The sequence below is a fragment of the Gordonia sp. p3-SID1431 genome (assembly GCF_025143765.1).
GTDB lineage: Bacteria > Actinomycetota > Actinomycetes > Mycobacteriales > Mycobacteriaceae > Gordonia > Gordonia hongkongensis.
In genome coordinates this window covers 1-23,822 of record NZ_JAMBDT010000037.1, presented here as the reverse complement: position 1 = coordinate 23,822, position 23,822 = coordinate 1, and the positions used below count along the sequence as shown (strand labels likewise).

The window sequence follows — 23,822 nt, the reverse complement described above, 5'->3', positions numbered from 1 at the left end:
CCACAATGCTCATCAGCGCCAGGCGCGGACTCCACGGCACCGAAAGGCATCGCATGACAGTGATCGAGCATCCGCCCCCGGAGAACCGTTGGTGTTGATCGGGCAATCCGGACGGGTGCGGACGTTGGTCCTCAACCGTCCGGAGGTCCGGAATGCGCTCAGCTCCGGCCTGATCGAGGCTCTCCGTACCGAATTGGAGAACGCGGACCGGGCCGATGACGTCGACGTCGTCATCCTCACCGGCGCGGGCTCGGCATTCTGCGCCGGCCTGGACCTGGCCGAGTTGGGCTCGTCGACCGAGAGCGCTCGACTGCTCGATCATGCGGACGTACCTGTCGGGCATCCGTGGCGCCCCATCTCGAAGCCGATCATCGGCGCCGTCAACGGTGTCGCCGCCACCGGTGGTCTGGAGTTCGCCCTCGCGTGCGATGTCCTGATCGCGTCCGAACGGGCCCGCTTCGTCGACACCCACTCGCGGGTCGGGGTGTTGCCGGGCTGGGGTCTGACGTCCCGATTGCCGGAAGCGGTCGGCCGGGGTTTCGCGCGCCGCATGAGTTTGTCCGGGGAGTTCGTCGATGCTCAGACGGCGCTGCGGGTCGGTTTGGTGACCGAGGTGGTGGCCCACGATCAGCTGATGGCCGCGGCGATGGAACTCGCGGTGTCCATGGCCGGGAGTGACCAGCTCGCGGTGCGGACCATGCTCGACTCGTATCGACGTGCCGAGCAGCATCTCGTCGGCCCAGCGCTCGACGTGGAGAACGACATGTCGGTCGAGTGGATGGCAGGTTTCGACCCCGCTCGGGTGGCCGATCGTCGGTCCGGCATTGTCGAGCGGGGCCGGGCCAACAGCTGAGTCCTCCCCGGCTGTTGCATCGAACTTGTGTTCGATAAGCTTGGCGGGTGGGCTGGGATCAAGGACCACCGACGTGGTCGGAGATGGAACGGGTGCTCGCCGGCCGAGCGCCCGGCAGTGCCGACCGGCCCGGCACCGAGTTCGGTCCCGACCTCAGCGAATGGGCGCCGTTCCCCGGGGATGGCGGCGACAGTCCGGCCTGGTCGCGCAAACGCGGCGCCTATCAGGCCGAGGACATCGCGCGCGGCTCGTCGGCGGTGCCCTACGCCGAACTGCACGCCCACAGTTCGTACAGCTTCCTCGATGGTGCGTCGATGCCGGAGGAGCTGGTGGAGGAGGCGCAACGGCTCGGACTCCGCGCACTGGCCGTCACCGATCACGACGGGTTCTACGGCATCGTGCGCTTCGCCGAGGCGGCCCGTGAGTTCGGCATGCCGACCGTCTTCGGTGCTGAGCTGTCACTGGAACCCGACATCGCGCGGACGGGTCAGAACGATCCACCGGGCGAGCATCTGCTGGTCCTCGCCCGGGACGGTGAGGGCTACCGCCGTCTGTCACGGACCATCGCCGAGGCGCACATGGTCGCAGGGGAGAAGGGTCTGCTCCGCTACGACCGCGAAGCGCTCGCCGCGGCCGGCGGCGGGCACTGGCTCATCCTCACCGGATGCCGGAAGGGTGCCCTCCGACGCGCCCTCGACCGCGGCGGCGTCCCGGCCGCCGAGCAGGCGCTGCGAGAACTGATCGAGACCTACGGCCACGACAACATCGTCGTCGAGCTGACCGCGCAGGGCATGGCCGACGACGACGAACGCAACGCGGTGCTCGCCGGCCTCGCCGCCGGGGCGGGCGTGCCGACCGTGGCCACCACCGGCGCCCACTTCGCCGCGCCCCGGCGCCGACGGCTGGCGATGGCGATGGCCGCCGTCCGGGCCCGCACCGACATCGACACCATCTCCGGGTGGATGCCCGGCGTCGCCGGATCACATCTGCGCAGCGGCGACGAGATGGCGCGGCTGCTGCCCGCACATCCCGATGCCATCGACAACGCGGTGGGCATCGCCGCGGACTGCGCATTCCACCTGGGCCTCATCGCACCGCAGTTGCCACCCTTCGACGTCCCCGACGGGTACACCGAGGCGAGTTGGTTGCGCGAACTCACCATGACCCGGGCACGCCGCCGGTACGGCACCCCCGCCGAACATCCGCAGGCCTACCGGCAGATCGAGCACGAGCTCGCCATCATCGAGACGCTCACGTTCCCCGGCTACTTCCTGGTGGTCGCCGACATCGTCGACTACTGCAAGGCCAACGACATCCTGTGCCAGGGCCGGGGGAGTGCGGCCAACTCGGCCGTCTGTTACGCCCTCGGGATCACCAACGTCGACCCGGTCGCCAACACGCTGCTCTTCGAACGGTTCCTGGCCCCCGAGCGCGACGGCCCGCCCGACATCGACATCGACATCGAGTCCGACCGACGCGAGGAGGCCATCCAGTACGTCTACCGCCGCTACACCCGGGAGCGCAGCGCGCAGGTCGCCAACGTCATCACCTACCGGGGGAAGTCGGCGATCCGGGACATGGCCCGGGCGCTCGGGTACGCGCCCGGCCAGCAGGACGCCTGGGCCAAGATGCCCGACACCGCTCCCGCCGACGTCGCCGAACTCGCCGGTGAGATCCTCGGAATGCCAAGGCATCTGGGTATCCACTCCGGCGGCATGGTGATCTGCGACCGGCCGATCGCCGATGTCTGCCCCACGGAGTGGGCGCGGATGGAGAACCGCAGCGTGCTGCAGTGGGACAAGGACGACTGCGCCGCCATCGGGCTGGTCAAATTCGACATGCTGGGTCTCGGCATGCTCTCCGCGCTGCACTATGCGATCGACCTGGTCGCCGAACACAAGGGGATAGACGTCGACCTCGCCACCCTCGACCTCGCTGAACCCGCTGTGTACGAGATGCTCTGTCGCGCCGACTCGGTCGGCGTGTTCCAGGTGGAGTCCCGTGCGCAGATGGCCACCCTCCCGCGGCTGAAACCGCGCTGCTTCTACGATCTCGTCGTCGAGGTGGCCCTGATCCGGCCCGGCCCCATCCAGGGCGGCTCGGTGCATCCGTTCATCAAACGGCGCAACGGGGAAGAGCCGGTGACGGTCGAGCATCCGTCGATGAGCAGGGCGCTCGAACGCACCCTGGGGGTGCCGCTGTTCCAGGAGCAGCTGATGCAGTTGGCCGTCGACGTGGCCGGATTCGACGCCTCCGAGGCCGACCAGTTGCGCCGGGCGATGGGTTCCAAACGGTCGCCGGAGAAGATGGAACGCCTGCGGCAACGTTTCTACGAGGGCATGGAGAACCTGCACGGCATCACCGGGGACACCGCCGACCGCATCTTCGAGAAGATGGCCGCGTTCGCCAATTTCGGCTTCCCGGAGAGTCATTCGCAGAGCTTCGCGTCGCTGGTGTTCTATTCGTCGTGGTTCAAGCTGCATCACCCGGCGGCGTTCTGCGCCGCGCTGCTACGGGCGCAACCGATGGGTTTCTACTCACCGCAGACCCTGGTGGCCGACGCCCGACGGCACGGTGTCGCGGTCCATCGCCCCGACATCAATGCCTCACTCGCGCACGCCACCCTGGAGAACGAGGGTCTCGATGTCCGGTTGGGTCTCGACGGGGTGCGCGGCGTCGGGGAGGAGGCGGCGCAGCGCATCGTCGACCGTCGGTCCGACGGTCCCTACCTCGACATCACCGATCTCTCCCGGCGCGCCCGGTTGACGACCAAGGAACTCGAGGGGCTCGCCGGCGCCGGCGCCTTCGACGGGTTCGGCCTCAGCCGGCGTCAGGCCCTGTGGGAGGCCGGGGCCGCCGCGACGGTGCGCGACGATCAGCTGGCCCTGGAATCGGCGCAGGCGACCCCCACGCTTCCGGGTCTCTCCGACGTCGAGCTGGCGGCCACCGACGCCTGGGCCACCGGGATCACCCCCACGTCGTATCCGACGCAGTTCCTGCGTCCCCGGCTCGACGCGATGGGTGTGCTGGCCGCTGATCGCCTGCTGTCGGTGCCCGACGGTTCGCGCGTGTTGGTCGGTGGCGCGGTGACCCATCGGCAGCGTCCCGCCACCGCGTCCGGGGTGACCTTCATCAACCTCGAGGACGAGACCGGGATGGTCAACGTGGTGTGTTCGGTCGGTTTGTGGGCGCGGTACCGTGTACTCGCTCAGACGGCACCCGCTCTGCTGATCCGCGGCCGGGTGCAGAACGCCGAAGGCGCTGTGACCGTCGTCGCAGATCGACTGCAGCGCATGGATCTTCGGGTGGGGAGCAGATCCCGGGACTGGCAGTAGTCCTCCGGCGGACGCGCCGGGATGTCCGAGCCGGATCGGTGTTCACGAAGAACAGGAAGAGTCATGCCGCAACAGGTCGTGGTGACCGTCAAACCGAAGAGCAGCAAGGGCCCGTTGGTCGAGACGGGTCCCGGCGGCGCGATCACCGTCTACGTCCGCGAGCCGGCCACCGATGGCCGGGCGAACAAGGCCGTCTCCGAACTGCTCGCCGCCCACCTCGGGGTCCCGAAGAGCAAGATCGCGCTCATCGGCGGTGCCACGGCACGCACCAAGCGCTACCGCGTCGGCTGATCAGACCGCGCCGGCGAAACCGTGCTGCCGCCACGCCTCGTAGACGACGATGCTCGCGGCGTTGGCGAGGTTGTGGGAACGACGTCCGGCGAGCATCGGGATGCGGACGCGGTCGGTCACCTCGGGTTCGTCGAGGACCTCCGCCGGTAGCCCGGTCGGCTCGGGGCCGAACAGCAACACGTCGCCCGGCTGGTAGTCGACGTCGGTGTGGTAGCGCTCGGCATGGGCGGTGAACGCGAAGACCCGTTCCGGCTTCAGCGTCGTCCAGGCGGTCACCAGGTTCGGATGCACGGTGACATTGGCCATCTCGTGGTAGTCGAGTCCCGCGCGCTTCACCTGTGCGTCGGACATCGAGAACCCCAGCGGTTCGATGAGGTGCAGTTCGCACCCTGTGTTGGCGGCCAGCCGGATCGCGTTGCCGGTGTTCGGCGGGATGCACGGCTGGTAGAACATGATTCGGAACATGATGGTGCCAGCGTAGTCGGTGACGACCGTCGCAGATGCGCGCGATCGCGCCGGTCACACGGCGAGCGCGGTGTTGGCCCCGCAGAGCACGATGCACAGCGTCGAATCGGGTTGCGGCCGAACAGCTCCCGAGACCACACCGGCGACCGCGGTGGCGGTGCCGTGTTCGACGAGGATGCGGTGGGTGTCCCAGAGCATCCGTCGCGCCGCGATGATCTGCTCGTCGGTCACCAGGACGCTGCCGACCGCCGGGTTCCCGGCGACGGCCTTCCAACAGAGCTCGCCGACGCTGGTGGCGCCGAGCGAGTCCGCGGCGATGCTCTCGAGTTCGACGGGTACGGGAGCTCTCGCGGCGAGGGCTTGATGCAGACACGACGCACCGAGTGGTTCGACGCCGACGATGCGGTCGCCCGGGCGCAGTGTGGCGGTGAGGCCCGCCAGTAGCCCGCCCCCGCCCACACAGACAACCGTGGTGAGCGGTCCGGGCACGTCGTCGATGATCTCGAGGCCGATGGTGCCGGCGCCCGCGACGACATCGGGCAGATCGTAGGCGTGCAGCGCGAGCGCGCCGGTCTGCTCCGCCAGCGCGACGGCGGCGTCGGCGGCCTCGGAATAGCGCCGTCCGATGAGGTGGACGCGCGCTCCCGCGGCGCGCAGCGCGTCGATCTTGACCGGCGGCGCGGTCTCGGGGATCACCACGGTGACCGGCACGCCGACGATCCGCGCCGCGATTGTCGCGCCGATCGCGGCGTTGCCGCCGGAGGCGACGAGCACACCGGCGTCGGTCAGCAATCCCTGGTCTTGGGCGTGCAGCGTTGCCCAGAGGCTGCCGCGCGGTTTGAAACACCCGCCGACTTGGGCGTACTCGAGTTTGAGAACCACCTCGACCGGCCCGTCGACGGTGTCGATGGTCGTGCGCAGCGCCGGGGTGCGTCGGAGGTGGGGTGCGATCGCCGCGCGGGCGAGGTCGACGTCGCTGCGCACCACGGTCACCGTTCCGACAGTAGCGCCGTGGAAGAATGTCGGCGTGACGGCGATACGACTCGATGGCAAGACCACGCGCGACGAGATCTTCGCTGATCTGGCCGAGCGGGTGGAGAAGCTCAGGCTGGCGGGTATCACGCCTGGTCTGGGTACCGTTCTGGTCGGCGACGATCCGGGTTCGCACTCCTATGTCAAGGGAAAGCACGCCGATTGCGCCCGGATCGGCGTTGCCTCCATCCGCAAGGACCTGCCGGCCGATGCCACCACCGAGCAGCTCAACGCGGCGATCGACGAGCTCAACGCCGATCCGGCCTGCACGGGCTACATCGTGCAGTTGCCGCTGCCCAGGCATCTCGACGAGAATGCCGCCCTCGAGCGGATCGACCCGCTGAAAGACGCCGACGGACTCCACCCGATCAACCTCGGGCGGTTGGTGCTGGGCAAGGAGTCGACGCTGCCCTGCACCCCGCGCGGGGTCATCCACCTCCTGCGACGCTACGACGTCCCGCTGGCCGGCGCCCGGGTCACGGTGGTCGGGCGCGGGGTCACCATCGGCCGGCCCATCGGGCTGCTCCTGACCCGCCGGAGCGAGAACGCGACGGTCACCCTGTGCCATACCGGTACCACCGACCTGGCGTCGGAGATCGAGCGCGCCGACATCGTGATCGCCGCTGCGGGCGTACCGCACCTCATCACCGCGGACATGGTGAAACCCGGCGCCGCGGTGGTCGACGTGGGCGTCAGCCGTACTGACGAGGGTCGTCTCGCCGGCGACGTTCATCCCGATGTCTGGGAGGTCGCGGGCCACGTCTCGCCGAACCCCGGAGGTGTGGGTCCGCTGACGCGGGCGTTCCTGCTGGTCAATGTGGTCGAACGCGCTGAGCAGATGCTCGCCTCGGGGAGTGGCAGCGACGCGTGACCCGAGAGGAGCACCAGAGTGAGTCCGCTCACTCCGAGTCGCCCGGCGCCGCGGACGCCCGTCCCGGACACCGGGGGCGTCGGGCCGCCGACTCCTCCCGGTTGCGGGCGGTGCTTGTCCAGCTCCCGTACCTGCTGGTGATGCTGGGTGTGCTGGCCGCTGCGCTGCTCGTGATGTTCGATCGCTGGCGGCGTGGGTCCTTCGTCTTCGGGGCGGCTCTGCTCGTCGGAGCCGTACTCCGCGCCTTCATCCCGTCGTCGCAGGCAGGTCTGTTGCAGGTCAGGGGCAAATCGTTTGACGTGACGGCGATGGCCACGGTCGGCGGTGTGATGCTGTGGCTGGCGGCGTCGATCGACTCTTTGGGCACGGATTGATTACAATAGAGACCTGAGCGTGACCTGGCGGGCCAGTCATGCGCTCAACCAGGCAATTTTCCGCTGCTCTGCGCAGACACACCGACCGCTGGAGTTTGTATCACCGCATCACCAACCGACGGCACCGTGAATGAAGTGACGTCCATGGGCGTGTCAGCAGGGGCTGGCATGATCCACTACGTCCTCTTGACGCGTGACGATCTCGGTCGCAGTGTGGTCGATTCCCGCGTGATCGACGTGGATCCCACCGACGGCCTCGACTCCGCCGGCCGGGTCAACGCCGGGATCGACGTGATGCTCGGCGCCGCCCGCGAGACCGGGACGCGAGTGGGCCCGATCGGGGTCGCCGCACGCACGGGGAGCCAGCGTCGGCAGTTGCGTTCACGGGGCAGCGGACCCCGGCGTCAGGTCCGTCTCGCCGGCGAAGACGAGGCCGTGCTGGCCTACCTGACCGACACCGGAGAGATCGACCGTTTCTCGTCGGCCGTAATCGTCGACTGCGGCGACACCGGCATGTCGCTGTACACCGTCGATCCCCGCGAGGGTCGCATCGGCGACGCCGAGCACTCGACCGTGCTGAGCGGTCGCCGTCTCGACCGGTCCATCGTCGACCAGCTGACCGCCGACAATCCCGTCCTGGGCGACGCCACTCGGACGCGGGCGGAGCGCAGCGAGTTGCGCAGCGCGTGCCGGACCGCGAAAGAAGAGATCGCCTACGGCGGCGTCGCGGCCGCCGAGTCGGTCGTCGCGGTCTCGGCGAACACCGGTCGTGTGGCGCTGTCCGCGACCCAGGTCGAGCAGGCGATCGCGCCGATGATCGGTGATGCGAAAGAAGTGTTCGCCCGCTATGTAGCGGCCGTCAGGTCACGCGGCGTACGACCGGACGCGGTGGTGTTCATCGGCGGACTCGCCAACCTCCCCGCGGTGCGCGCGATCGCGGCAGAGCATGAGCTCGAGGTCGTGAACCCGACGGCGCCGGAGCTGGTCGTGGCCACCGGCGCAGCCTTGCTGGCCCTCCAGAGTTATTCGGGCGCAGCGCGTCTGGCGTTCATCGGTGGCAAGCCGCAGCGCGAGTGGCTTTCCGCGACCCCGATTGCGGTTGCCGGGGCGGTCATCGCGGCCGCGCTGATGACCATCTACGCGGTGAGCTCGTCGTTCGCCGACCGTCCGGCCGTCGAGCCGCAGCCGTCGGTCAGCAGTGTGCCCCCCGCGGCGGCGACCAGCGAGGAGGAGCCGCCGTCCACCCCGCGGCCCACCTCCCAGCCGATCACCCGAATCCCGGCCGAACCCGTCGAGCCCACCGTCGTCACTCCCGTTCCGACGCAACGGCCCGCGCCTGAGACCGGCTGGAACGACCCGCCGGCATGGGCGACGACGGAGTTGCCGCCGACGCGGCCGTCCACGAGTACCAGCACCCGCACCCTCTCGCCGTTCCCGTGGCCGGACCTGACCTTCCCGCCCGGTTCGACACCGACGATCCCGCCGGACCTGCTGCCCCCGGGTATGCGTCCGCCGAGCGTGGCGCCCACTCCGCCGCCGCCCACGTACTCGACGTCGACGTTGCGCTCCGCGCCCAGCGGCCCGCCGCGCCCGAGCAGTACTCGCGCCACCGGGTCGACTGAGATTCCGGGTGTAGCCGAACCGGGGAAGTCCGTTGACGGGGAGTCGGGCTCACCGGTGACCCCGGTACCTCGGTCCGGCAGCCCGGTTCCGTCGGTGCCGGCGCCGCGCTGACGAGACGCCGCCGACAGCTGGGCTACGGTCCGTCAGGCGTCGCGACGCGCGAGTTCGACCGTGCGCTTGAGTAGATCGCTGATGGCATCGAATTCGGTCAGGAATCCGTCGTGGCCGGTCTCGGAGTTGACGACCTGGAGCCCGCCGACGCAGTTGCCCAGTTCGTCGGCGAGTTCGACCTGTAGCCGGATCGGGTAGAGACGATCGGAGTCGATCCCCCCGACGATCACCGGAACGCGGCAATTGTTGAGCGCCTTGGCGACTCCGCCGCGACCACGGCCGACGTCGTGGTGGTTGAGGACCTCGGTGAGGACGACGTAGCTGGCCGGGTCGAAGCGGGACATCAGCTTCGACGCCTGGTGGTCGAGATAGCTCTGCACCGCGTAGCGCCCGCCGGTCAGGGGATTCTCGTCGCCCTGGGCGTCGTTGCCGAAGCGGGAGTCGAGCTCCGGCTCGCTGCGGTACATGAGATGGGCGATCCGACGCGCGATCCCCATGCCCTGCAACGGAATGCGGCCGGTGCCGTGGTAGTCGCCGCCGCACCAGTCCGGGTCGGCCTTGATCGCGGCGATCTGTGCGGACTGGATACCGATCTGATCCGCGGTCGCGCGGGCGCCGACGGCGAGCACGAGGGCGCTGCGGACGCGGTCGGGGTACTCGATGGCCCACTCGAGCGCGCGGGCGCCGCCCATCGAACCGCCGAGAACCGCACCAACGCTGCGGATTCCGAGGCGGTCCAGCAGTGCCACCTCGGCGCGGACCTGGTCGAGCACGGTGATCTGTGGGAAGCGTGAGCCCCAGGGCCTACCGTCGGGGGCGATGGAGCCCGGACCCGTAGAGCCCTTGCATCCGCCCAGGACGTTGGCGGAGATGACGCACCATTCGTCGGTGTCGATGGCCTGTCCCGGGCCGATCAGCCCGTCCCACCATCCGGCCGAGTCGTGGTCGGCGTCGGCGGGTCCGGTGACGTGCGAGTCGCCGGTCAATGCGTGGAGCGTGAGGATGACGTTGTCGCGGGACGGCGACAACGTCCCCCAGCGCTGGAACGCCAGGGTGACGTCGTCGATCCGTGCTCCGCTGTCGAGAGGCAACGAGCCGATGGGAATGCCGACGAGTTCCCCGTCCGGGAGGGTCTCCCAGTCGGGCTGATCAGATGCTGTCGCATTCAGGTCGATACTCACCGACAAAGCTGCCTCACCTGTTTCACTTGGCCGCCGCGAATCCCTGTTCGAGATCGGCCAAGATGTCGTCGATTCCCTCGATGCCCACGGCGAGCCGGACCAGTCCCGGGGCCACGCCCGCGGCGAGCTGCTCCTCGGGGGTGAGCTGGCTGTGGGTGGTCGAGGCGGGGTGGATGACCAGCGACCGCACATCGCCGATGTTGGCGACGTGGCTGTGCAGGCTGAGCGCGTCCACGAACTTCTTGCCGGCGTCCACTCCGCCCTGGATCTCGAAGGCGATGATCGCACCCTGACCCTTCGGGGCCAGTTCCTGACCGCGCTTGTACCAGGGCGAGGACTCCAGACCCGCGTACGCCACGGACTCGACCTGCGGGTGTGCCTCGAGGAAGGCGGCGACCTTCTGCGCGTTGGCGACGTGGCGCTCGATGCGCAGACTCAGCGTCTCCAGGCCCTGTGCCAGAAGGAACGCGTTGAACGGGGAGATCGCCGCGCCGGTGTCGCGCAACCACTGCACACGTGCCTTGAGTGCGAACGCGGGCGCGCCCAGGTCGGCGAAGACGGCACCGTGGTAGCTCGGGTCCGGCGTGGTGAAACCGGGAAACAGGTCCTTCCCGTCGCGCTGGACCCGCCAGTCGAAGGTGCCGCCGTCGACGATGACGCCGCCGATCGCGGTGCCGTGACCGCCGATGTACTTCGTCGCCGAGTGCACGACGATGTCGGCGCCGTGGGCCAGCGGGCTGATCAGGTAGGGGGTGGCGACGGTGTTGTCGATGATGAGGGGTACGCCGTTGCGGTGCGCGACCTCCGCGATCCCCGAGATGTCGAGGATCTCGTTGTTGGGGTTGGAGATCGACTCACCGAAGAACGCGCGGGTGTTGTCCTTGACGGCGGCCTGCCACGACGCCGGGTCCTCGGGGTCCTCGACGAAGCTCACCTCGACCCCGAGCTTGGGCAGTGTGTAGTGGAAGAGGTTGTACGTGCCGCCGTAGAGGCGGGGGCTGGACACCACGTGCCCGCCGGTCTCGACGGCGTTGAGGATCGCGTAGGTCTCGGCGGCCTGTCCCGATGCGACGAGCAGCGCGGCGACGCCGCCCTCGAGCGCGGCGATCCGCTGCTCGACGGCATCCTGCGTGGGATTCATGATGCGCGTGTAGATGTTGCCCGGTTCGGCGAGACCGAAGAGATTGGCCGCGTGCTGGGTGTCGTTGAAGACATACGACGTCGTCTGGTAGATCGGCAGCGCACGGGCATTGGTCACCGCGTCCGCGGACTGCCCGACGTGGATCTGCTTCGTCTCGAAGCTCCAGTTCTCGCTGGGATCGTTGCTGTCGAGGGTGCCGTCAGGGACATCAGACATGGCGATTCATCACTTTCTACGGTCGGCAGGGCCAACTCGACCCTGTTGGGGTCCGACCTTCGGACCCGCGCTTGCCGGGGATCGCCACTGCGATCCCGCAACCCGGTCATCACCCGGAGCACCCCACCGCGGAAGGAGGGTTGCCGATCAGCCAGCCGGGGCTTCGCACTGATACTCATGACCTGGCGACAAGGATATAACACGGATGTGAGGGCCCGAGAACCGTCCCGGTCAGGCCGCGCCCAACCCTTGAGAAGTGCACCGGAAGGGTGCCGGTGGCTGTCCTCCGACCGAGTGAAATCGGGTGTGTTCAGATACAAAACAGCTGGTCAAGGTAGTTAGCGACGCTCAGCGTGCTGTCGATTCCGCAATCGCGGATCTACTGTTCGACCAGCCCCGGCTGCACCGGAATGCTCCGCTCAGGTGGTCCGGGTTCGCACAGGAGCGCTCATGGCCGTGATGGCTCATCTCCGGACCCGACGGGCCTCGTTCACGGTCGCCGGCCTCACCGCATTTGCGGTGGCGGGCGCGCTCTGCCTGTCCGGTGTCGCCCCGGCGGGGGCCGCCGAATGCAGCGACACCGGCGCGGTCATCATCGTCGCCGGAACGAATGACCCGGAGAGTGCGCATCTCGTCGGCGTCACACAGCGCTACACCGGAAAGATGCCGACGGTGGTGGACGGTGACGTGGTCATCGTGGACGACCCTGACAGTGACTACCTGGCAACGCCGAAGGATGTCATCTACGTCGACTATCCGACCACGCTGTGGCCACTCGGCGCCGCGGGATACGACGACAGCACGACGCAGGGGAGAAGTGCGACGGCGTCGGCGATCGCCGGCTACCAGGCGCGATGCGGCGTCGAGTCGGACATAGTCGTCGCCGGCTATTCACAGGGCGCCCGGGTCGCCGGCGACGTGCTCGCCGACATCGGTAACGGGCGCGCCGAACAGGTGGTCGCGACCGACGAGAACGGCGAGGTCATGCTCGACGAGAACGGCGAACCAATTCTCGTCACCATCGAGCCGGGCGGGATCTCCGGCGAGCTGTACTCCGACCCCCGTCGGGCGGGAGACAAGACCGGCCGCGGGATCGAGCTCTCGCTGATCGGCATCATCCCCGGTCTGACGATGTCCGGCCCGCGGGGGAAATCAGAGACCGACAGCGGGTTCGGTGAGCTCGAAGGCGAGGTGGTGTCGGTCTGTATCGACGGTGATCCCATTTGCGACCTGCCCGACCCGATCCACGACCCGATCGGCGCGATCGACGGTCTGCTCGGCTACTTCACGAAGCACAGCCGGTATCCGTTCCAGATGTACCGGGACCCGAAGGAGCCCGCCTGGAACGACGGGCGGGCGGTCGAGTGCGATCCGGAGACTGCCGTCTGCATCGTCGCAGCGGACTCCGCCTTCGCTGAACTGATCCAGGACTGGGCTCGCGACCTCGGATACCGGGGTACGATCGGCGACTTCCTGTCCGGGCGTCCGACGATCGACCTGCCGTACGGCATCGAACTCGCGAACCTGCAGCCGGTGGTCCGGCTCGTGCAGGATCTGTTGCCACCGTTGCCGAAACTCGGATACGGCGCGTATCTGCCGGACCTGTTCGTCTTCGAGGACATCCTGGACGGCATTCTGACGCTGTCGCCGGCGCAGTTCGTCGGCGGCGCGCGAGCGTTGGCCGCCAGTCTCCGCAGCATCGTCCTGCTGCCGGTCAATTTCGTCCGGTACTGGGCGGGCGCGATCATCGGGCCGGTGGCGTCGGAGGGCGGCGCCGTCACGATTCTCGCGGCGGACACGTCGCACCTGCGATCGTCCACGTTCGCGCGACTGGCGGCCGTACCCGACGAGTCCGTGGGGCCGGTCCGCGCTGAAGAAGTGGGCGGGTCCGGCCCCTCGTCCGAGCCGTCGGCGGCCCGGGCTGCCGAACCGGATGCCACCGACCCGTCACCGGCCGAGCAGCCCCCGGTGGGCGACACGACCGACACGTCCTCGGGTGCCGACACGGGCACCGATGCCGAGACCGGTACGCCGGACGCGGAGCCCGCGCCTGCCCCGCCTCGCGACGACGACTCGCCGGCCGTCACCGATCCCTCGGGAAGCGATGTCAAGACGTCTGGAACCGACGGTCACGGGGGAGAGGACGGCGAGAGGGCCGGCTCGTCCGACACGGCTTCGGATCCAGACGGGCCCTCCCCAGATCCGTCCGAGCCCGACAGCGATGGGGGCTCCGAAGCCGGCGACTGACACCCCGCGCGATGCTGAGGACACTGCGCGTGTGAATGAACTCACCACCGGCTGAGGAATCAGCGCTGACGGGCGCGGGTTGGCATCAACCGTGCCTGATGCTCTCTCGACGACCGAAGCCCCGGCCGACCCCTCACTGACGGGTCCGTCCACCGCCGGGGAACTCCGCAGCCCCGCGCGGGCCGAATCGGCCGAGGTGTCCCGCCGGGTGCGTCGGTGGACGATCCTCGCCCTTGCGCTGGGTGGATTCGGGATCGGGACGACCGAGTTCGTCGCCATGGGCCTCCTGCCCAACATCGCCGGATCTCTGGGTGTCTCGGAACCGACTGCCGGACATGTCATCTCGGCCTACGCGATGGGTGTGGTGGTGGGTGCGCCGCTGATCGCGGCGCTCACCGCGCGGATGTCCCGTCGGACGCTTCTGATCGGCTTGATGGTGGCGTTCACGGTCGGCAACCTCGCGACCGTCCTCGCACCGGATTACGGTTTGCTGCTGGTGGCGAGATTCGTCGCCGGCCTCCCGCACGGCGCCTACTTCGGTGTCGCGGCTCTGGTCGCCGCTCATCTGGCCGGCCCGCGCAACCGTGGCAAGGCCGTGGGACAGGTGATGCTCGGTCTGTCCGTCGCGAACGTCCTCGGCGTACCGGCGGCCGCCTGGCTCGGCGAGACGCTCGGCTGGCGGTCCGCGTTCGCGATCGTGGTCGTGATCGGAATCGCCACCGTCGTCGCGCTGATCCGGGTGCTTCCCACGCTCAGCGGGGTGAAGACCACCGACCCGCTCACCGAGCTCGGTGCACTCAAGCGGTCCCAGGTCTGGTTCACACTGGTCATCGGAACCGTCGGGTTCGGTGGGATGTTCGCGTTCTACACGTATCTCAACTCCGCGCTGACCACCGACACCGGGCTGTCGGTGTCGGTCGTGCCGTTCGCCCTGATGTTGTACGGACTGGGAATGGTGACCGGCAACTTCGTCGGCGGTTATGTCGCGGACCGCAGCGTGGCGGTGGCGATCCTCGGCGGACTCACCGCCACCGCACTCTCCCTCGGCGCTTTTGCGGTGCTGGCCGAGAATGCTTGGGCGGCATTGATCCTCACCTACCTCGTGGCGCTCACGGGATCGATGATGCTACCCGCGCTGCAGACCAGGCTGATGGATGTGGCGGCCGATGCACAGACCCTGGCCGCGGCCCTGAACCATTCCGCGCTCAACATCGCCAACGCGGCCGGAGCGCTGCTCGGTGGCGTGGTGGTCGGTGCCGGCTACGGATACCTGGCGCCGTCGGTGGTCGGGGTGATGCTCGCGGTGGCGGGTATCGCGGTCACCGTCGTGGCCCTGGCGACCGCGCGGCACCAGCCCGTCGGGTCCTGAACGAGCGCGGCCGTTCTACCTACGACGAGGGCCGACCGGATGAGTCCGGTCGGCCCTCGTGTCGTCGAGTCGGTGCAATCAGCCGTTCGTGGGCGGTGTGGCGATCGTCTTCGACAGGTAGAGCTGCTCGCCGAGCTTGTTGATCAGCTCGAGTTGCGTCTCGAGATAGTCGATGTGTTCCTCTTCGTCGGCGAGGATCTGCTCCAAGAGGTTGGCGCTGGTGATGTCGCCCTTGGACCGGCACATCGCGATTCCGGGGCGGAGTCGTTCCACCACCTCGACCTCGATCGACATGTCCGACTCGAACTGCTCCCGGATCGACTGCCCAATACGCAGCGGCAGCAGGCGCTGATAGTTGGGCAGGGCGTCGAGGAACAGGATGCGGTCGGTCAGGACCTCGGCGTGAGTCATCTCCTCGATCGACTCGGCCCGTGTCTTCGCGGCGATCTCGGTGAGACCCCAGCTCTGCTGCATCTTCGCGTGCAGGAAGTACTGGTTGATCGCGGTCAGCTCACTCGTGAGCTGTTCGTTGAGGAGGTCGATGACCTCGGGGTCGCCACGCATCTGTCCGCCTCCCATTTCCCGTGTATGTCCGTTCGAACCGTAACACGACAAAACCCCCCGCGCGTCGTCTCGCGCGAGGTTCGTCGGGTCGGAGGTCAGGTCATGCAGCGGTCGTCGCGGTTGACGCCCTTTCGCTCAGGATGGTGTGCAGTTCGTCCAGGCAGGTCCCGCAGCCTTCGCCCGCGCCGCAGCGGTCGCTGATCGCGTCGACCGTGTACGCGCCCGCATCGCAGTGCGCATGGACCTCGTCCACGGTGACGGCGCGGCATATGCAAACGAACATCTCGGAAACTCACCTTCGTGCCTGGATTAGGCAATGCTTACATATTTTAGGGTGTCCGCACAAGGGTTGCCTTACCTTTTATCGACGCTGTCCGAGTGGCGCGATCACGGCCGATGGGCTGTCGGACCGCCGCCGTAGGATGTGGCCCCGTGCCACTCACGATCTCCACGGTGAACGTCAACGGAATCCGCGCAGCGGTCAAACATCGATCGGAGGCCAACCGCGGCCTGCTGCCCTGGCTCGACACATCTGGACCGGATGTGGTCCTGCTGCAGGAGGTCCGCGCGAGCGAGGAACTCGCCCGCGACGCGCTGGCGCCGGTGCTCGACACCGGATGGCATCTGACGATGAGCGAGTCCTCGGTGAAGGGTCACGCGGGCGTCGGTGTGCTGACACGTAGCGCGCCGTCGGCGGTGCGCGTCGGATTCGGGAGCGCGGAGTTCGACGACCTCGGCCGCTATCTCGAAGTCGACGTCGACACCGACCTGGGACCGCTGACCGCGGGAAGCCTGTACCTGCCGAAGGGTGCCGCGCTCTCCGACGCCGAGAAGGACATCGCCAAGCACGACGAGAAGGTCCGTTTCATGCGTGAGTTCGGCGCATACCTGGATCGGTTGGTCCGTCGACGCCGCCACGTCGTCGTGGGTGGCGACTGGAACATCGCGCCCGCCGAAGCCGACATCAAGAACTGGAAGGGCAATCTCAAGAGCCCCGGCTTCCTACCGCACGAACGGGCCTGGGTGGCCGACCTGCTCGCCGCCGGGTGGCGCGACGTCACGCGCGAACTCTTCCCCGACGACGCCGGGCCCTACTCGTGGTGGTCGTGGCGCGGTAAGGCCTTCGACAACGATTCGGGATGGCGAATCGACTATCAGCTCACCAACAAGATGCTGGCCGGCCGGGCGACCAAGGCCGAGGTGGAACGTGCCGCCGCCTACGACCTCCGCTGGTCCGACCACGCCCCGGTCACCGTGCGGTACGAGTGACCGGGTCTGACAAACTGGGCGTCATGACCAGCGACGTAGAGCGCAACGGAGACCCCACGGCCGAGTCGATGCCGACCCGTCCGCGTGTGCTGTCCGGTATCCAGCCGACGAGTGACTCCTTCCACCTCGGGAACTATCTCGGTGCGGTCCGGCAGTGGGTGGCGTTGCAGGACGACTTCGAGGCCTTCTACTTCATCCCGGACATGCACGCACTCACGGTGCCGTTCGACCCGAAGGTCCTCGCCGAACGCACCCGCCTGAGCGTCGCGCAATTGCTTGCCGTCGGTGTGGACCCCGAGCGGTCGACGATCTATGTGCAGTCCCACATCCCCGAGATCGCCCAGCTGACGTGGGTCCTGTCGTGCATCACCGGTTTCGGCGAGGCCAGCCGGATGACCCAGTTCAAGGACAAGTCGGCCAAGCAGGGCGTCGACGCGGCGGGCGTCGGCCTGTTCACCTACCCCATCCTGATGGCCGCGGACATCCTCGCCTTTCAGGTCGATCGGGTTCCGGTCGGGGAGGACCAACGGCAGCATCTCGAACTCACCCGAGACCTGGCCCAGCGATTCAACTCCCGGTTCGGCAAGGTGCTGAAGGTGCCCCAGGCGCACATCGTCGCCGAGTTCGCCAAGATCTACGACCTGCAGAACCCGACGGCCAAGATGAGCAAATCCGCCGAGACCGACAAGGGTCTGATCAACCTGCTCGACGATCCGAAACGTTCGGCGAAGAAGATCCGGTCGGCTGTCACCGACACCGGATCGGAGATCCGGTTCGATGTCGTCGAGAAGCCCGGTGTCTCCAACCTGCTGACCATCCAGTCGGCCCTGTCCGGTGTCGGCGTCGACGATCTGATCGCCAAATACGAGGGCAAGGGATACGGCGACCTGAAGGTCGACACCGCGGAGGTGCTGACCGAGTTCGTCACCCCGCTGCGCGGGCGGGTCGAGGAGTACCTGTCCGACCCGGCCGAACTCGACGCCATCCTGGCTCGGGGCGCGGCCCGCGCGCGTGCCATCGCCTCCGAGACGCTGGCGTCGGTCTATGACAAGGTGGGGTTCCTGGCGCCTGGCCGGTGAGACCGCATCCGCCGGACGCCGTCCCGCGATCCGACCAGGAAGGCCATCCATGACCTCCGCGCGAGACTCGGCGAGATCACCGGTGGACACGGCGAAATCAGCTGTGGACAACGGGATGACGACCGTCGACAAGGGCAAGTCGGCCTTCGCCGCGGCGCGGGAGAAGTGGCCCGCCGTCGAGCACTTGGTGCAGACCGTCGAACGCTACAACGACCGGCGCGGAAACGTGTATGCGGCGGCCATCAGCTTCAACGGCATCCTCGCGCTCGTCCCGATCATCATGGTGGTGTTCTCGGTCGCCGCGTTCGTGTTGGCGAATCAACCACAGCTGCTCGAGGACCTGCAACAGGCGGTGGTCGACGCCGCGCCCGGCAAGATGGGCGAGCAGCTCAGTGAGGTCATCGATTCGGCGATCTCCTCCCGCGCCGCGGTCGGGATCGTCGGTCTGATCGGTGCCGCCTTCACCGGGATCGGGTGGATCTCCGGCGTCCGGGTCGCCTTCACCGAGATGTACGGGGGCCGCGTCGACCGCAACCCCGTGCTGTCGAAGGTGTGGGATCTCCTCACGTTCGCATTGCTGGGCATGGCCTTCGCCGTGACGATGGCGCTGACGACGCTGGGCAACAGCGGGCTCACCACCACGATGCTCTCCTGGGTGGGCCTCGACGACGCGTCATGGGCCCCGGTCGTGGTGCGGGCCGTCGCCATCGTCGTGTCGGTGTTCGCCAGCTGGCTGCTCTTCACCTTCGTGCTGGCGCGGCTACCGCTGGTGCCGCTGCCCATGACGCACGCCATGAAGGCCGGACTGGTCATCGCGATCGCGTTCGAGCTGATGAAATCCCTTGGCGGGCTGTATCTCCAATCGGTCCTGGGCTCGCCGGCCGGGGTGGCGTTCGGTCCGATCTTCGGTGTGTTCGTCTTCGCGTACCTCGCGTCGCGGATCGTGCTGTATGCCACCGCGTGGTGCGCGACCGACCCCATCAACAGCAAGTACCAGGTCGTGGAAGAGCCGGACGCGGAACTGCACCGGCCGGTCCAGATCTCGCCGACGGTCGAGGTGAGCCCGGCGCCCCGGCCCGGCGCCCTCGCGGCCGCCGTCGGACTGGGCGCAGTCGCGGCCGCGCTGATCGGAGCCCTTCGGCGGCGTTGACCTCCGGCGCTGGTCGTCTGATCAGCGGCGTCCGGAGAGCTTCAACCCGATGAGCAGGAGGATGACCGCCGCGAGTGCGGCCACGAGCCCGATGAGGATCTGGACCGAGGTCGACGACGCCTGGTCGGAACCTGTTGCGACGGCGCGGTTCTCGGTCTGCGTCGGCGCTGGTGTCGAGGACGGTCCGGACGCGGCCGACGGCTCGACGAGGCGGCCCACCGAGATGGCGGGGTCGGTTCGGAATCCGTAGTCGAACATCGCCTTCGCCTGGTCCCAGTACGGATCCCCGTCGACGGACAGGCCGAACATCTGCACGATGATCACCGTCCGGCCGTCGCGTTCGGCGGCACCCACGAACGTCTTCCGTGCGTCGTCGGTGTAACCGGTCTTGCCGCCGAGCATTCCTGGATACCCATCGACGAGGAGGCGGTTGGTGCTGTACATGTCGTAGGGCGGATGATCCTTGTCGCCGGGCACATCTGGACGCCGCGGGTAGCCCGGGAAGCGGAACGTGGGCATCGCGATGATCTCGCGAAAGGTCGGCTCGGTCATCGCGGCCCGGAACAGCAGCGCCAGATCGTAGGGCGAGGAGGACATCCCGGCGGCGTCCAGTCCGGACGGGCTGGCAGCACGCGTGTCCGTCGCGCCCAGGTGCGCGGCCCGGTCATTCATCTTCTCGAGTGTCGCGTCGACGCCCCCGAGCTGACGCGCGAGCGCATGCGCGCAGTCGTTGCCGGACACCAACAACAGTCCGGTGAGCACGTCGCGAACGGTGTAGACACCACCGGGCCCCATGCCGCATGAGTCGCCTTCGGTGCTCCAGTCCTCGACGGTGGGCACGATCGGCGCCGCGAGGTCGAGTTCGTCGAGGACGACGAGTGCGAGCAGCACCTTGATCGTCGACGCGGGCCGGTAACGGCCGTGGGGATCCTTGGCGGCGATGACCTGTCCGGACTCGAGATCGGCGATCAACCAACCCGCGGAGGTCAGCCGTGGCGGAACGGGACCCGCCGACGGATCGGCGACGACCCCGCAACCGGCGAGATCGGCACCCCCGACGGCGGGAGAGGGAACCGGAAGGGGAGCGGGGGTCGTCGAACCCGGTGCGACGACCTCGGATTCGTCGACGGCCGGAGGTGTGGAGATCTTGTGCGGGCAGTGATCGGTGACCGGCGTGGTGATCGCCGGAGGCGGTACGGTCGGCAGCGGGACGGCCACGGCCGGGCCGACGCGAAGGACGAGGCCGAGCACTCCGACGGTCAGTACGGCGACGAGCGCGCACGCGGTACGACGAGTCCACGTCGGGGTCATCGGCCGCACGCTACCAGCGGGGCCGTGCGCTGCCGGAGACATCGTGCAACCAGCGCCGCATCACCGCTTCCGCCGTCGGCACGGTCACTTTCTCGGCGGCCGCGGCGTCGATCGGGAAGCGGTCGGTGGCCGACGCGCCCAGGACCTCGGCCACCGCGGACCGTGATTCCGGGTGTGACAGCCACCCCCTGACGAGATCGCCGCCGGCTTCGAGGTGGAACTGCACTCCGTAGCAGTTGTCCACGCGGAACAACTGATTGACGCAGGCGTCGGAGGACGCGAGCAGGGTGGCCCCGGGTGGCAGGGTGAACGTGTCGAAATGCCACTGGACGGTGTCGATGTCGCGTGGTGCGGGTGCGGTGACCGCACCGCCCCACACCGGGTCGGCCATCCCTGCCTCGTTGAGACGCACCCGGCGTACACCGAGTTCCGGTGTGTCGCTCGTGTGCACCTCGCCACCGAGAGCCGCTGCCAGCATCTGTGCGCCCAGACAGACACCCCAGATGGGCACATCCCGTTCACGGGCTCGGCGGAGCAGGTCGATCTCGTCGGCGATCCACGGGATGCGGTCCGCGTCACCGACTCCCATCGCTCCGCCGAGAACGAGGATGGCGTCGAAATCCGCTGGGTCGACGGTCGCGGGTTCGCGCCAGATCCGCAGGGTGGTCGTCTCGGTGATCGCGTGCAGGGCGGGTCCGTAGGCGCCGGGTGGTTCGGACTCCGCGTGCCGGATCTCCAAGACCCGCAACCGCTCCCGCGGGCGTTCGACCGGCTGTGTTCTGGTGCTCATGACGAGTTCAAGAGTACGGTCTCGGTGGCGATTCCTCTCACCGACGCGGGGGCGGAACCCACGCCGGGTTGCGTCAACCGGAATGACATGAACTCGTGGGACGGGACCCGTGCGCGGTGTGGTCGGCGACCCGTTCACTGTCGACCGTGATCTCACACCGTGCGAACCGCCCGCCGGACTGGAACAGCGCGTCGACCGGTGCCTCGGCCGCGGCCCGCGTGTACACCAACGACGCCTTGAACTTGCCGTCTGGATCTCGTTGCGACAGCGGCACTTCGGACTGTGTGCGGAGTCTTCCGTCTGCGTCCGTCCACGCTGCGGCGCCGTTGTGCTCGTGGTCGGAGATCAGCGTGATCGTGATGCGTTGCGTGTCGGTGGTGGGTGCTGCCGCGGCCGGTGCGAACACCAGGAGGCACGCGAGCGCACTCACCGCGAGTGTCAGCAGCAGCCGGAACAGAAGGGCGCGGGCCATGAAGTACTCCGTTCGATGGGCGATCACCGGTCCGGCGACGGGCCGGGTTCCTCGGTCTTCCTTCGACGCATCGGACGGCATATCGGTTCCATCGGGCTGCTGAGCGAGCGGAAGTCGGGATTCTGCTGTCAGCGGGTGATCGTCAGCGGCAGCGTGGTGAAACGACGGACGAGAACCCCGGGCTCCCACGCCGCCTGCGTCAGATCGACCCGGAACGCAGTCGTGGAGCGCAGCAGATGCTCGACCGCGAGACGCGCCTGCAGACGCGCCAGCGCGGCCCCGACACACAGGTGCATGCCCTTCCCGAACGCCAGATGTGACCGGCGCGCGGCCGGATCGAGGTCGATCGCCGCGGGGTCGACGAAATGGGCGGGGTCCCGGTTGGCGGCGCCCCACATCAGGAAGATGTGCGACCCCGCGGGCAGGTGCGCGTCACCGAGGGTGGTGTCGGCGACGACATGCCGGAAGTGGCCGCGGAACGGCGTCTCGAGCCGCAACGCCTCCTCCACGAACACCGGGATGAGATCGGGATCCCGGCGCAACCGTCCGGCGACGTCGGGGTGCCGGTCCAGCAGCCAGACGACACTGTTGAGCAGGCTCGTGGTCGATTCCGCCCCCGCCGCGACCAGCTGGAACAGGATCATCACCGCGGTCTCGTGATCGAGACTGCCGTCGGCGACACGGCGTGCCACCTCTCCCAGCGCGGTCGGCCCGCTCTCTTCGCTCCCGGCGCCGGCGCCGGTGTCAGTGTCAGTGTCAGTGTCAGTGTCAGTGTGCCTCAGCGCCGCCGACAGATAGGCCGTCAGCTCACCGACCGCCGCGGTCGCGGTCGTCAGCTGGTCCGGCGTGATGACGCCGTCGATCAGGACGTTCGTCGCGATCGCCCACCGGGTCAGCGTGGCACGGTCGGCGACCGGCAATCCGATCACCGCCGTGGCGACCTCCATCGGAATCCGTTGCGCGACAGCGCTCACCCAGTCGATCCGGCCACCACGGAGATCGTCGGCCCATGCCTCCGTGAGGCATCGACGAATGGTCGGTTCGAGCTCGCGGATGCGTGCCGGAGACACCGACCGCATGGCGAGCTTCCGATGATCGCGGTGCCGGGCCCCGTCGGCGGTGGCCAGGACGTGCATCGCGTCGCCCAGGCCGGCGACCGGGAACTCCGAGACCGTGCCGTCGCCGTGCCACACCATCGTGGCGGTCAGGTTCGACGAGAAGTCCTCGGGGCGTCGGACCGCGTCGGCGATCAGGTCCCAGGAGCCGACGGCGAAGAACGATGACTCCCCGATCCGCTGCACGGGCGAACCGGTGTGCAGACGCGAGTAGAAGGTCGTGGGGTCGGCGGTGGTGTCCATGGAGTCCAGCGTGGGCGACCCCGGGCCGTCGATGCACGCATATCCCCGAAGTCGAGATCGGTGAGAAGTCACGACACCATCCGGTGTCTCAGGCTAGCCTCGTGAACAGCTGGAACGTCCTTCATCGACAAGATGGTTCGTCTCACCATGAGAACGGGGGAGCGATGGCCCGGGACTGGCTGGTCGACGGAGACCGGCACGATGCTGCACGCGAGCGTCTGATCGCGCACGCGGCGGCCCTGATCGCACGCCGTGGCCTCGACGGGTTCGACCTCGACGAGCTCGGTCGTCGGGCGCACTGTTCGAGGGCGACGATCTACCGCCATGCCGGCGGTCGGGCCGCACTGATCGAGTCCGTGCTGGCCACCACGTCGGCACCGGTGCTCGCCGCCATCCGTGCGACCGTCGCGGATCTCACCGGGCCCGATCGCGCCCGGACGGCGATCATCGAGACCCTGCGCGCACTACGCGGCGACCGGGTCATCCGGCAGTTCCTCCGGCCCGACAACCTCATCGACGCGACGCCGACCGTCCTGTCGTCTCCCGCGGTGCACGCGGTGGCCGCCGATCTGGTCGGCGTCGATCCCGATGATCCGGCGGATGCACGGTTCCTCATTTGTTCCGTTCTCGCCCTGCTGCTCTGGCCCGCCGAACCCGAGGAGGAGGCGCGGAGCGCGGAATCGATCGTCGCCGGCATCTTCCGTCGGGACCCCGGGACCG

At 68.3% G+C, this 23,822-nt stretch carries 22 protein-coding genes and 1 riboswitch; of the genes, 12 read left to right on the top strand and 10 right to left on the bottom strand.

Annotated features, from left to right (window positions below; all coding sequences use genetic code 11):
* Positions 1 to 88: 88 nt before the first annotated feature.
* The 3 genes from M4D77_RS11535 (at position 89) to M4D77_RS11525 (ending at position 4,479) form a co-directional block, all read left to right on the top strand.
* Entirely contained in the window at positions 89 to 853 is a 765-nt protein-coding gene (locus tag M4D77_RS11535) for an enoyl-CoA hydratase (RefSeq protein ID WP_396266577.1), read from the top strand.
* A 47-nt stretch (positions 854 to 900) separates the two neighbouring features.
* Positions 901 to 4,188 carry an error-prone DNA polymerase gene (locus M4D77_RS11530; RefSeq protein WP_065630704.1) on the top strand — a complete coding sequence of 1,096 codons (3,288 nt, stop codon included), beginning with the start codon at positions 901 to 903 and terminating at the stop codon, positions 4,186 to 4,188.
* Between the two features lie 63 nt (positions 4,189 to 4,251).
* Positions 4,252 to 4,479 (top strand): DUF167 domain-containing protein, encoded by a 228-nt coding sequence (locus M4D77_RS11525; RefSeq protein WP_065630705.1) that lies wholly within the window; start codon positions 4,252 to 4,254, stop codon positions 4,477 to 4,479.
* Here M4D77_RS11525 and M4D77_RS11520 read toward each other — a convergent pair whose 3' ends face one another.
* Positions 4,480 to 4,944 (bottom strand): tRNA (cytidine(34)-2'-O)-methyltransferase, encoded by a 465-nt coding sequence (locus M4D77_RS11520; protein ID WP_058250672.1) that lies wholly within the window; start codon positions 4,942 to 4,944, stop codon positions 4,480 to 4,482.
* A gap of 54 nt (positions 4,945 to 4,998) precedes the next feature.
* Positions 4,999 to 5,931 carry a serine/threonine dehydratase gene (locus tag M4D77_RS11515; protein WP_065630706.1) on the bottom strand — a complete coding sequence of 311 codons (933 nt, stop codon included), beginning with the start codon at positions 5,929 to 5,931 and terminating at the stop codon, positions 4,999 to 5,001.
* A gap of 40 nt (positions 5,932 to 5,971) precedes the next feature.
* On the opposite strand from M4D77_RS11515, the gene M4D77_RS11510 reads away from it, so the two are divergent.
* From M4D77_RS11510 to M4D77_RS11500, 3 genes are all read left to right on the top strand, one after another.
* Positions 5,972 to 6,847: a bifunctional methylenetetrahydrofolate dehydrogenase/methenyltetrahydrofolate cyclohydrolase gene (locus tag M4D77_RS11510; protein ID WP_175401122.1), complete on the top strand. Its 876-nt coding sequence runs from the start codon at positions 5,972 to 5,974 to the stop codon at positions 6,845 to 6,847.
* 101 nt (positions 6,848 to 6,948) lie between these two features.
* Positions 6,949 to 7,221: a DUF3017 domain-containing protein gene (locus tag M4D77_RS11505; RefSeq protein ID WP_068971771.1), complete on the top strand. Its 273-nt coding sequence runs from the start codon at positions 6,949 to 6,951 to the stop codon at positions 7,219 to 7,221.
* Between the two features lie 168 nt (positions 7,222 to 7,389).
* A complete protein-coding gene (locus M4D77_RS11500; RefSeq protein ID WP_065630707.1) occupies positions 7,390 to 8,955 on the top strand; it encodes an Hsp70 family protein in 1,566 nt (521 codons plus the stop codon).
* A gap of 32 nt (positions 8,956 to 8,987) precedes the next feature.
* On the opposite strand, the gene M4D77_RS11495 is transcribed toward M4D77_RS11500, so the two are convergent.
* Entirely contained in the window at positions 8,988 to 10,142 is a 1,155-nt protein-coding gene (locus M4D77_RS11495; protein WP_058250670.1) for a homoserine O-acetyltransferase, read from the bottom strand.
* Between the two features lie 16 nt (positions 10,143 to 10,158).
* Positions 10,159 to 11,493, bottom strand: a complete 1,335-nt coding sequence (locus M4D77_RS11490; protein ID WP_065630708.1) for a bifunctional o-acetylhomoserine/o-acetylserine sulfhydrylase — start codon at positions 11,491 to 11,493, stop codon at positions 10,159 to 10,161.
* Positions 11,494 to 11,555: 62 nt separating this feature from the next.
* Positions 11,556 to 11,676, bottom strand: a riboswitch (SAM riboswitch).
* A gap of 267 nt (positions 11,677 to 11,943) precedes the next feature.
* Here M4D77_RS11490 and M4D77_RS11485 point away from each other — a divergent pair.
* Both M4D77_RS11485 and M4D77_RS11480 read left to right on the top strand, forming a co-directional pair.
* Positions 11,944 to 13,740 carry a cutinase family protein gene (locus tag M4D77_RS11485; RefSeq protein ID WP_259936241.1) on the top strand — a complete coding sequence of 599 codons (1,797 nt, stop codon included), beginning with the start codon at positions 11,944 to 11,946 and terminating at the stop codon, positions 13,738 to 13,740.
* A 91-nt stretch (positions 13,741 to 13,831) separates the two neighbouring features.
* The gene (locus tag M4D77_RS11480; protein WP_058250668.1) at positions 13,832 to 15,109 is read left to right on the top strand and encodes an MFS transporter; all 1,278 of its coding nucleotides are present in this window, start codon (positions 13,832 to 13,834) and stop codon (positions 15,107 to 15,109) included.
* A gap of 78 nt (positions 15,110 to 15,187) precedes the next feature.
* Here the strand turns inward: M4D77_RS11480 and bfr are convergent, their stop codons facing one another.
* Entirely contained in the window at positions 15,188 to 15,673 is a 486-nt protein-coding gene (bfr, locus tag M4D77_RS11475; RefSeq protein WP_058250877.1) for a bacterioferritin, read from the bottom strand.
* 100 nt (positions 15,674 to 15,773) lie between these two features.
* Entirely contained in the window at positions 15,774 to 15,956 is a 183-nt protein-coding gene (locus M4D77_RS11470; protein ID WP_058250667.1) for a bacterioferritin-associated ferredoxin, read from the bottom strand.
* 149 nt (positions 15,957 to 16,105) lie between these two features.
* Here M4D77_RS11470 and M4D77_RS11465 point away from each other — a divergent pair, with 149 nt between their 5' ends.
* Genes M4D77_RS11465 through M4D77_RS11455 form a run of 3 tightly spaced genes read left to right on the top strand, consistent with a single transcriptional unit; the run spans position 16,106 to position 19,171 of the window.
* On the top strand, positions 16,106 to 16,942 hold the full coding sequence (locus tag M4D77_RS11465) for an exodeoxyribonuclease III (protein WP_065630711.1): 837 nt from the start codon (positions 16,106 to 16,108) through the stop codon (positions 16,940 to 16,942).
* Positions 16,943 to 16,965: 23 nt separating this feature from the next.
* On the top strand, positions 16,966 to 18,021 hold the full coding sequence (trpS, locus tag M4D77_RS11460) for a tryptophan--tRNA ligase (protein WP_259936240.1): 1,056 nt from the start codon (positions 16,966 to 16,968) through the stop codon (positions 18,019 to 18,021).
* A 49-nt stretch (positions 18,022 to 18,070) separates the two neighbouring features.
* Entirely contained in the window at positions 18,071 to 19,171 is a 1,101-nt protein-coding gene (locus M4D77_RS11455; RefSeq protein ID WP_159370492.1) for a YhjD/YihY/BrkB family envelope integrity protein, read from the top strand.
* 21 nt (positions 19,172 to 19,192) lie between these two features.
* Here the strand turns inward: M4D77_RS11455 and M4D77_RS11450 are convergent, their stop codons facing one another.
* The 4 genes from M4D77_RS11450 to M4D77_RS11435 all read right to left on the bottom strand — a co-directional run bounded on the left by M4D77_RS11450 (position 19,193) and on the right by M4D77_RS11435 (position 23,102).
* Positions 19,193 to 20,482 (bottom strand): D-alanyl-D-alanine carboxypeptidase family protein, encoded by a 1,290-nt coding sequence (locus M4D77_RS11450; RefSeq protein WP_259936239.1) that lies wholly within the window; start codon positions 20,480 to 20,482, stop codon positions 19,193 to 19,195.
* A gap of 10 nt (positions 20,483 to 20,492) precedes the next feature.
* Positions 20,493 to 21,272, bottom strand: a complete 780-nt coding sequence (locus M4D77_RS11445; RefSeq protein WP_259936238.1) for a type 1 glutamine amidotransferase — start codon at positions 21,270 to 21,272, stop codon at positions 20,493 to 20,495.
* A 73-nt stretch (positions 21,273 to 21,345) separates the two neighbouring features.
* A complete protein-coding gene (locus M4D77_RS11440) occupies positions 21,346 to 21,825 on the bottom strand; it encodes a hypothetical protein (RefSeq protein WP_259936237.1) in 480 nt (159 codons plus the stop codon).
* Between the two features lie 47 nt (positions 21,826 to 21,872).
* Positions 21,873 to 23,102 (bottom strand): cytochrome P450, encoded by a 1,230-nt coding sequence (locus tag M4D77_RS11435; protein WP_259936236.1) that lies wholly within the window; start codon positions 23,100 to 23,102, stop codon positions 21,873 to 21,875.
* A 164-nt stretch (positions 23,103 to 23,266) separates the two neighbouring features.
* On the opposite strand from M4D77_RS11435, the gene M4D77_RS11430 reads away from it, so the two are divergent.
* Positions 23,267 to 23,822, top strand: a 556-nt coding sequence (locus M4D77_RS11430; protein WP_259936235.1) for a TetR/AcrR family transcriptional regulator, incomplete at its 3' end; no start/stop codon positions are given.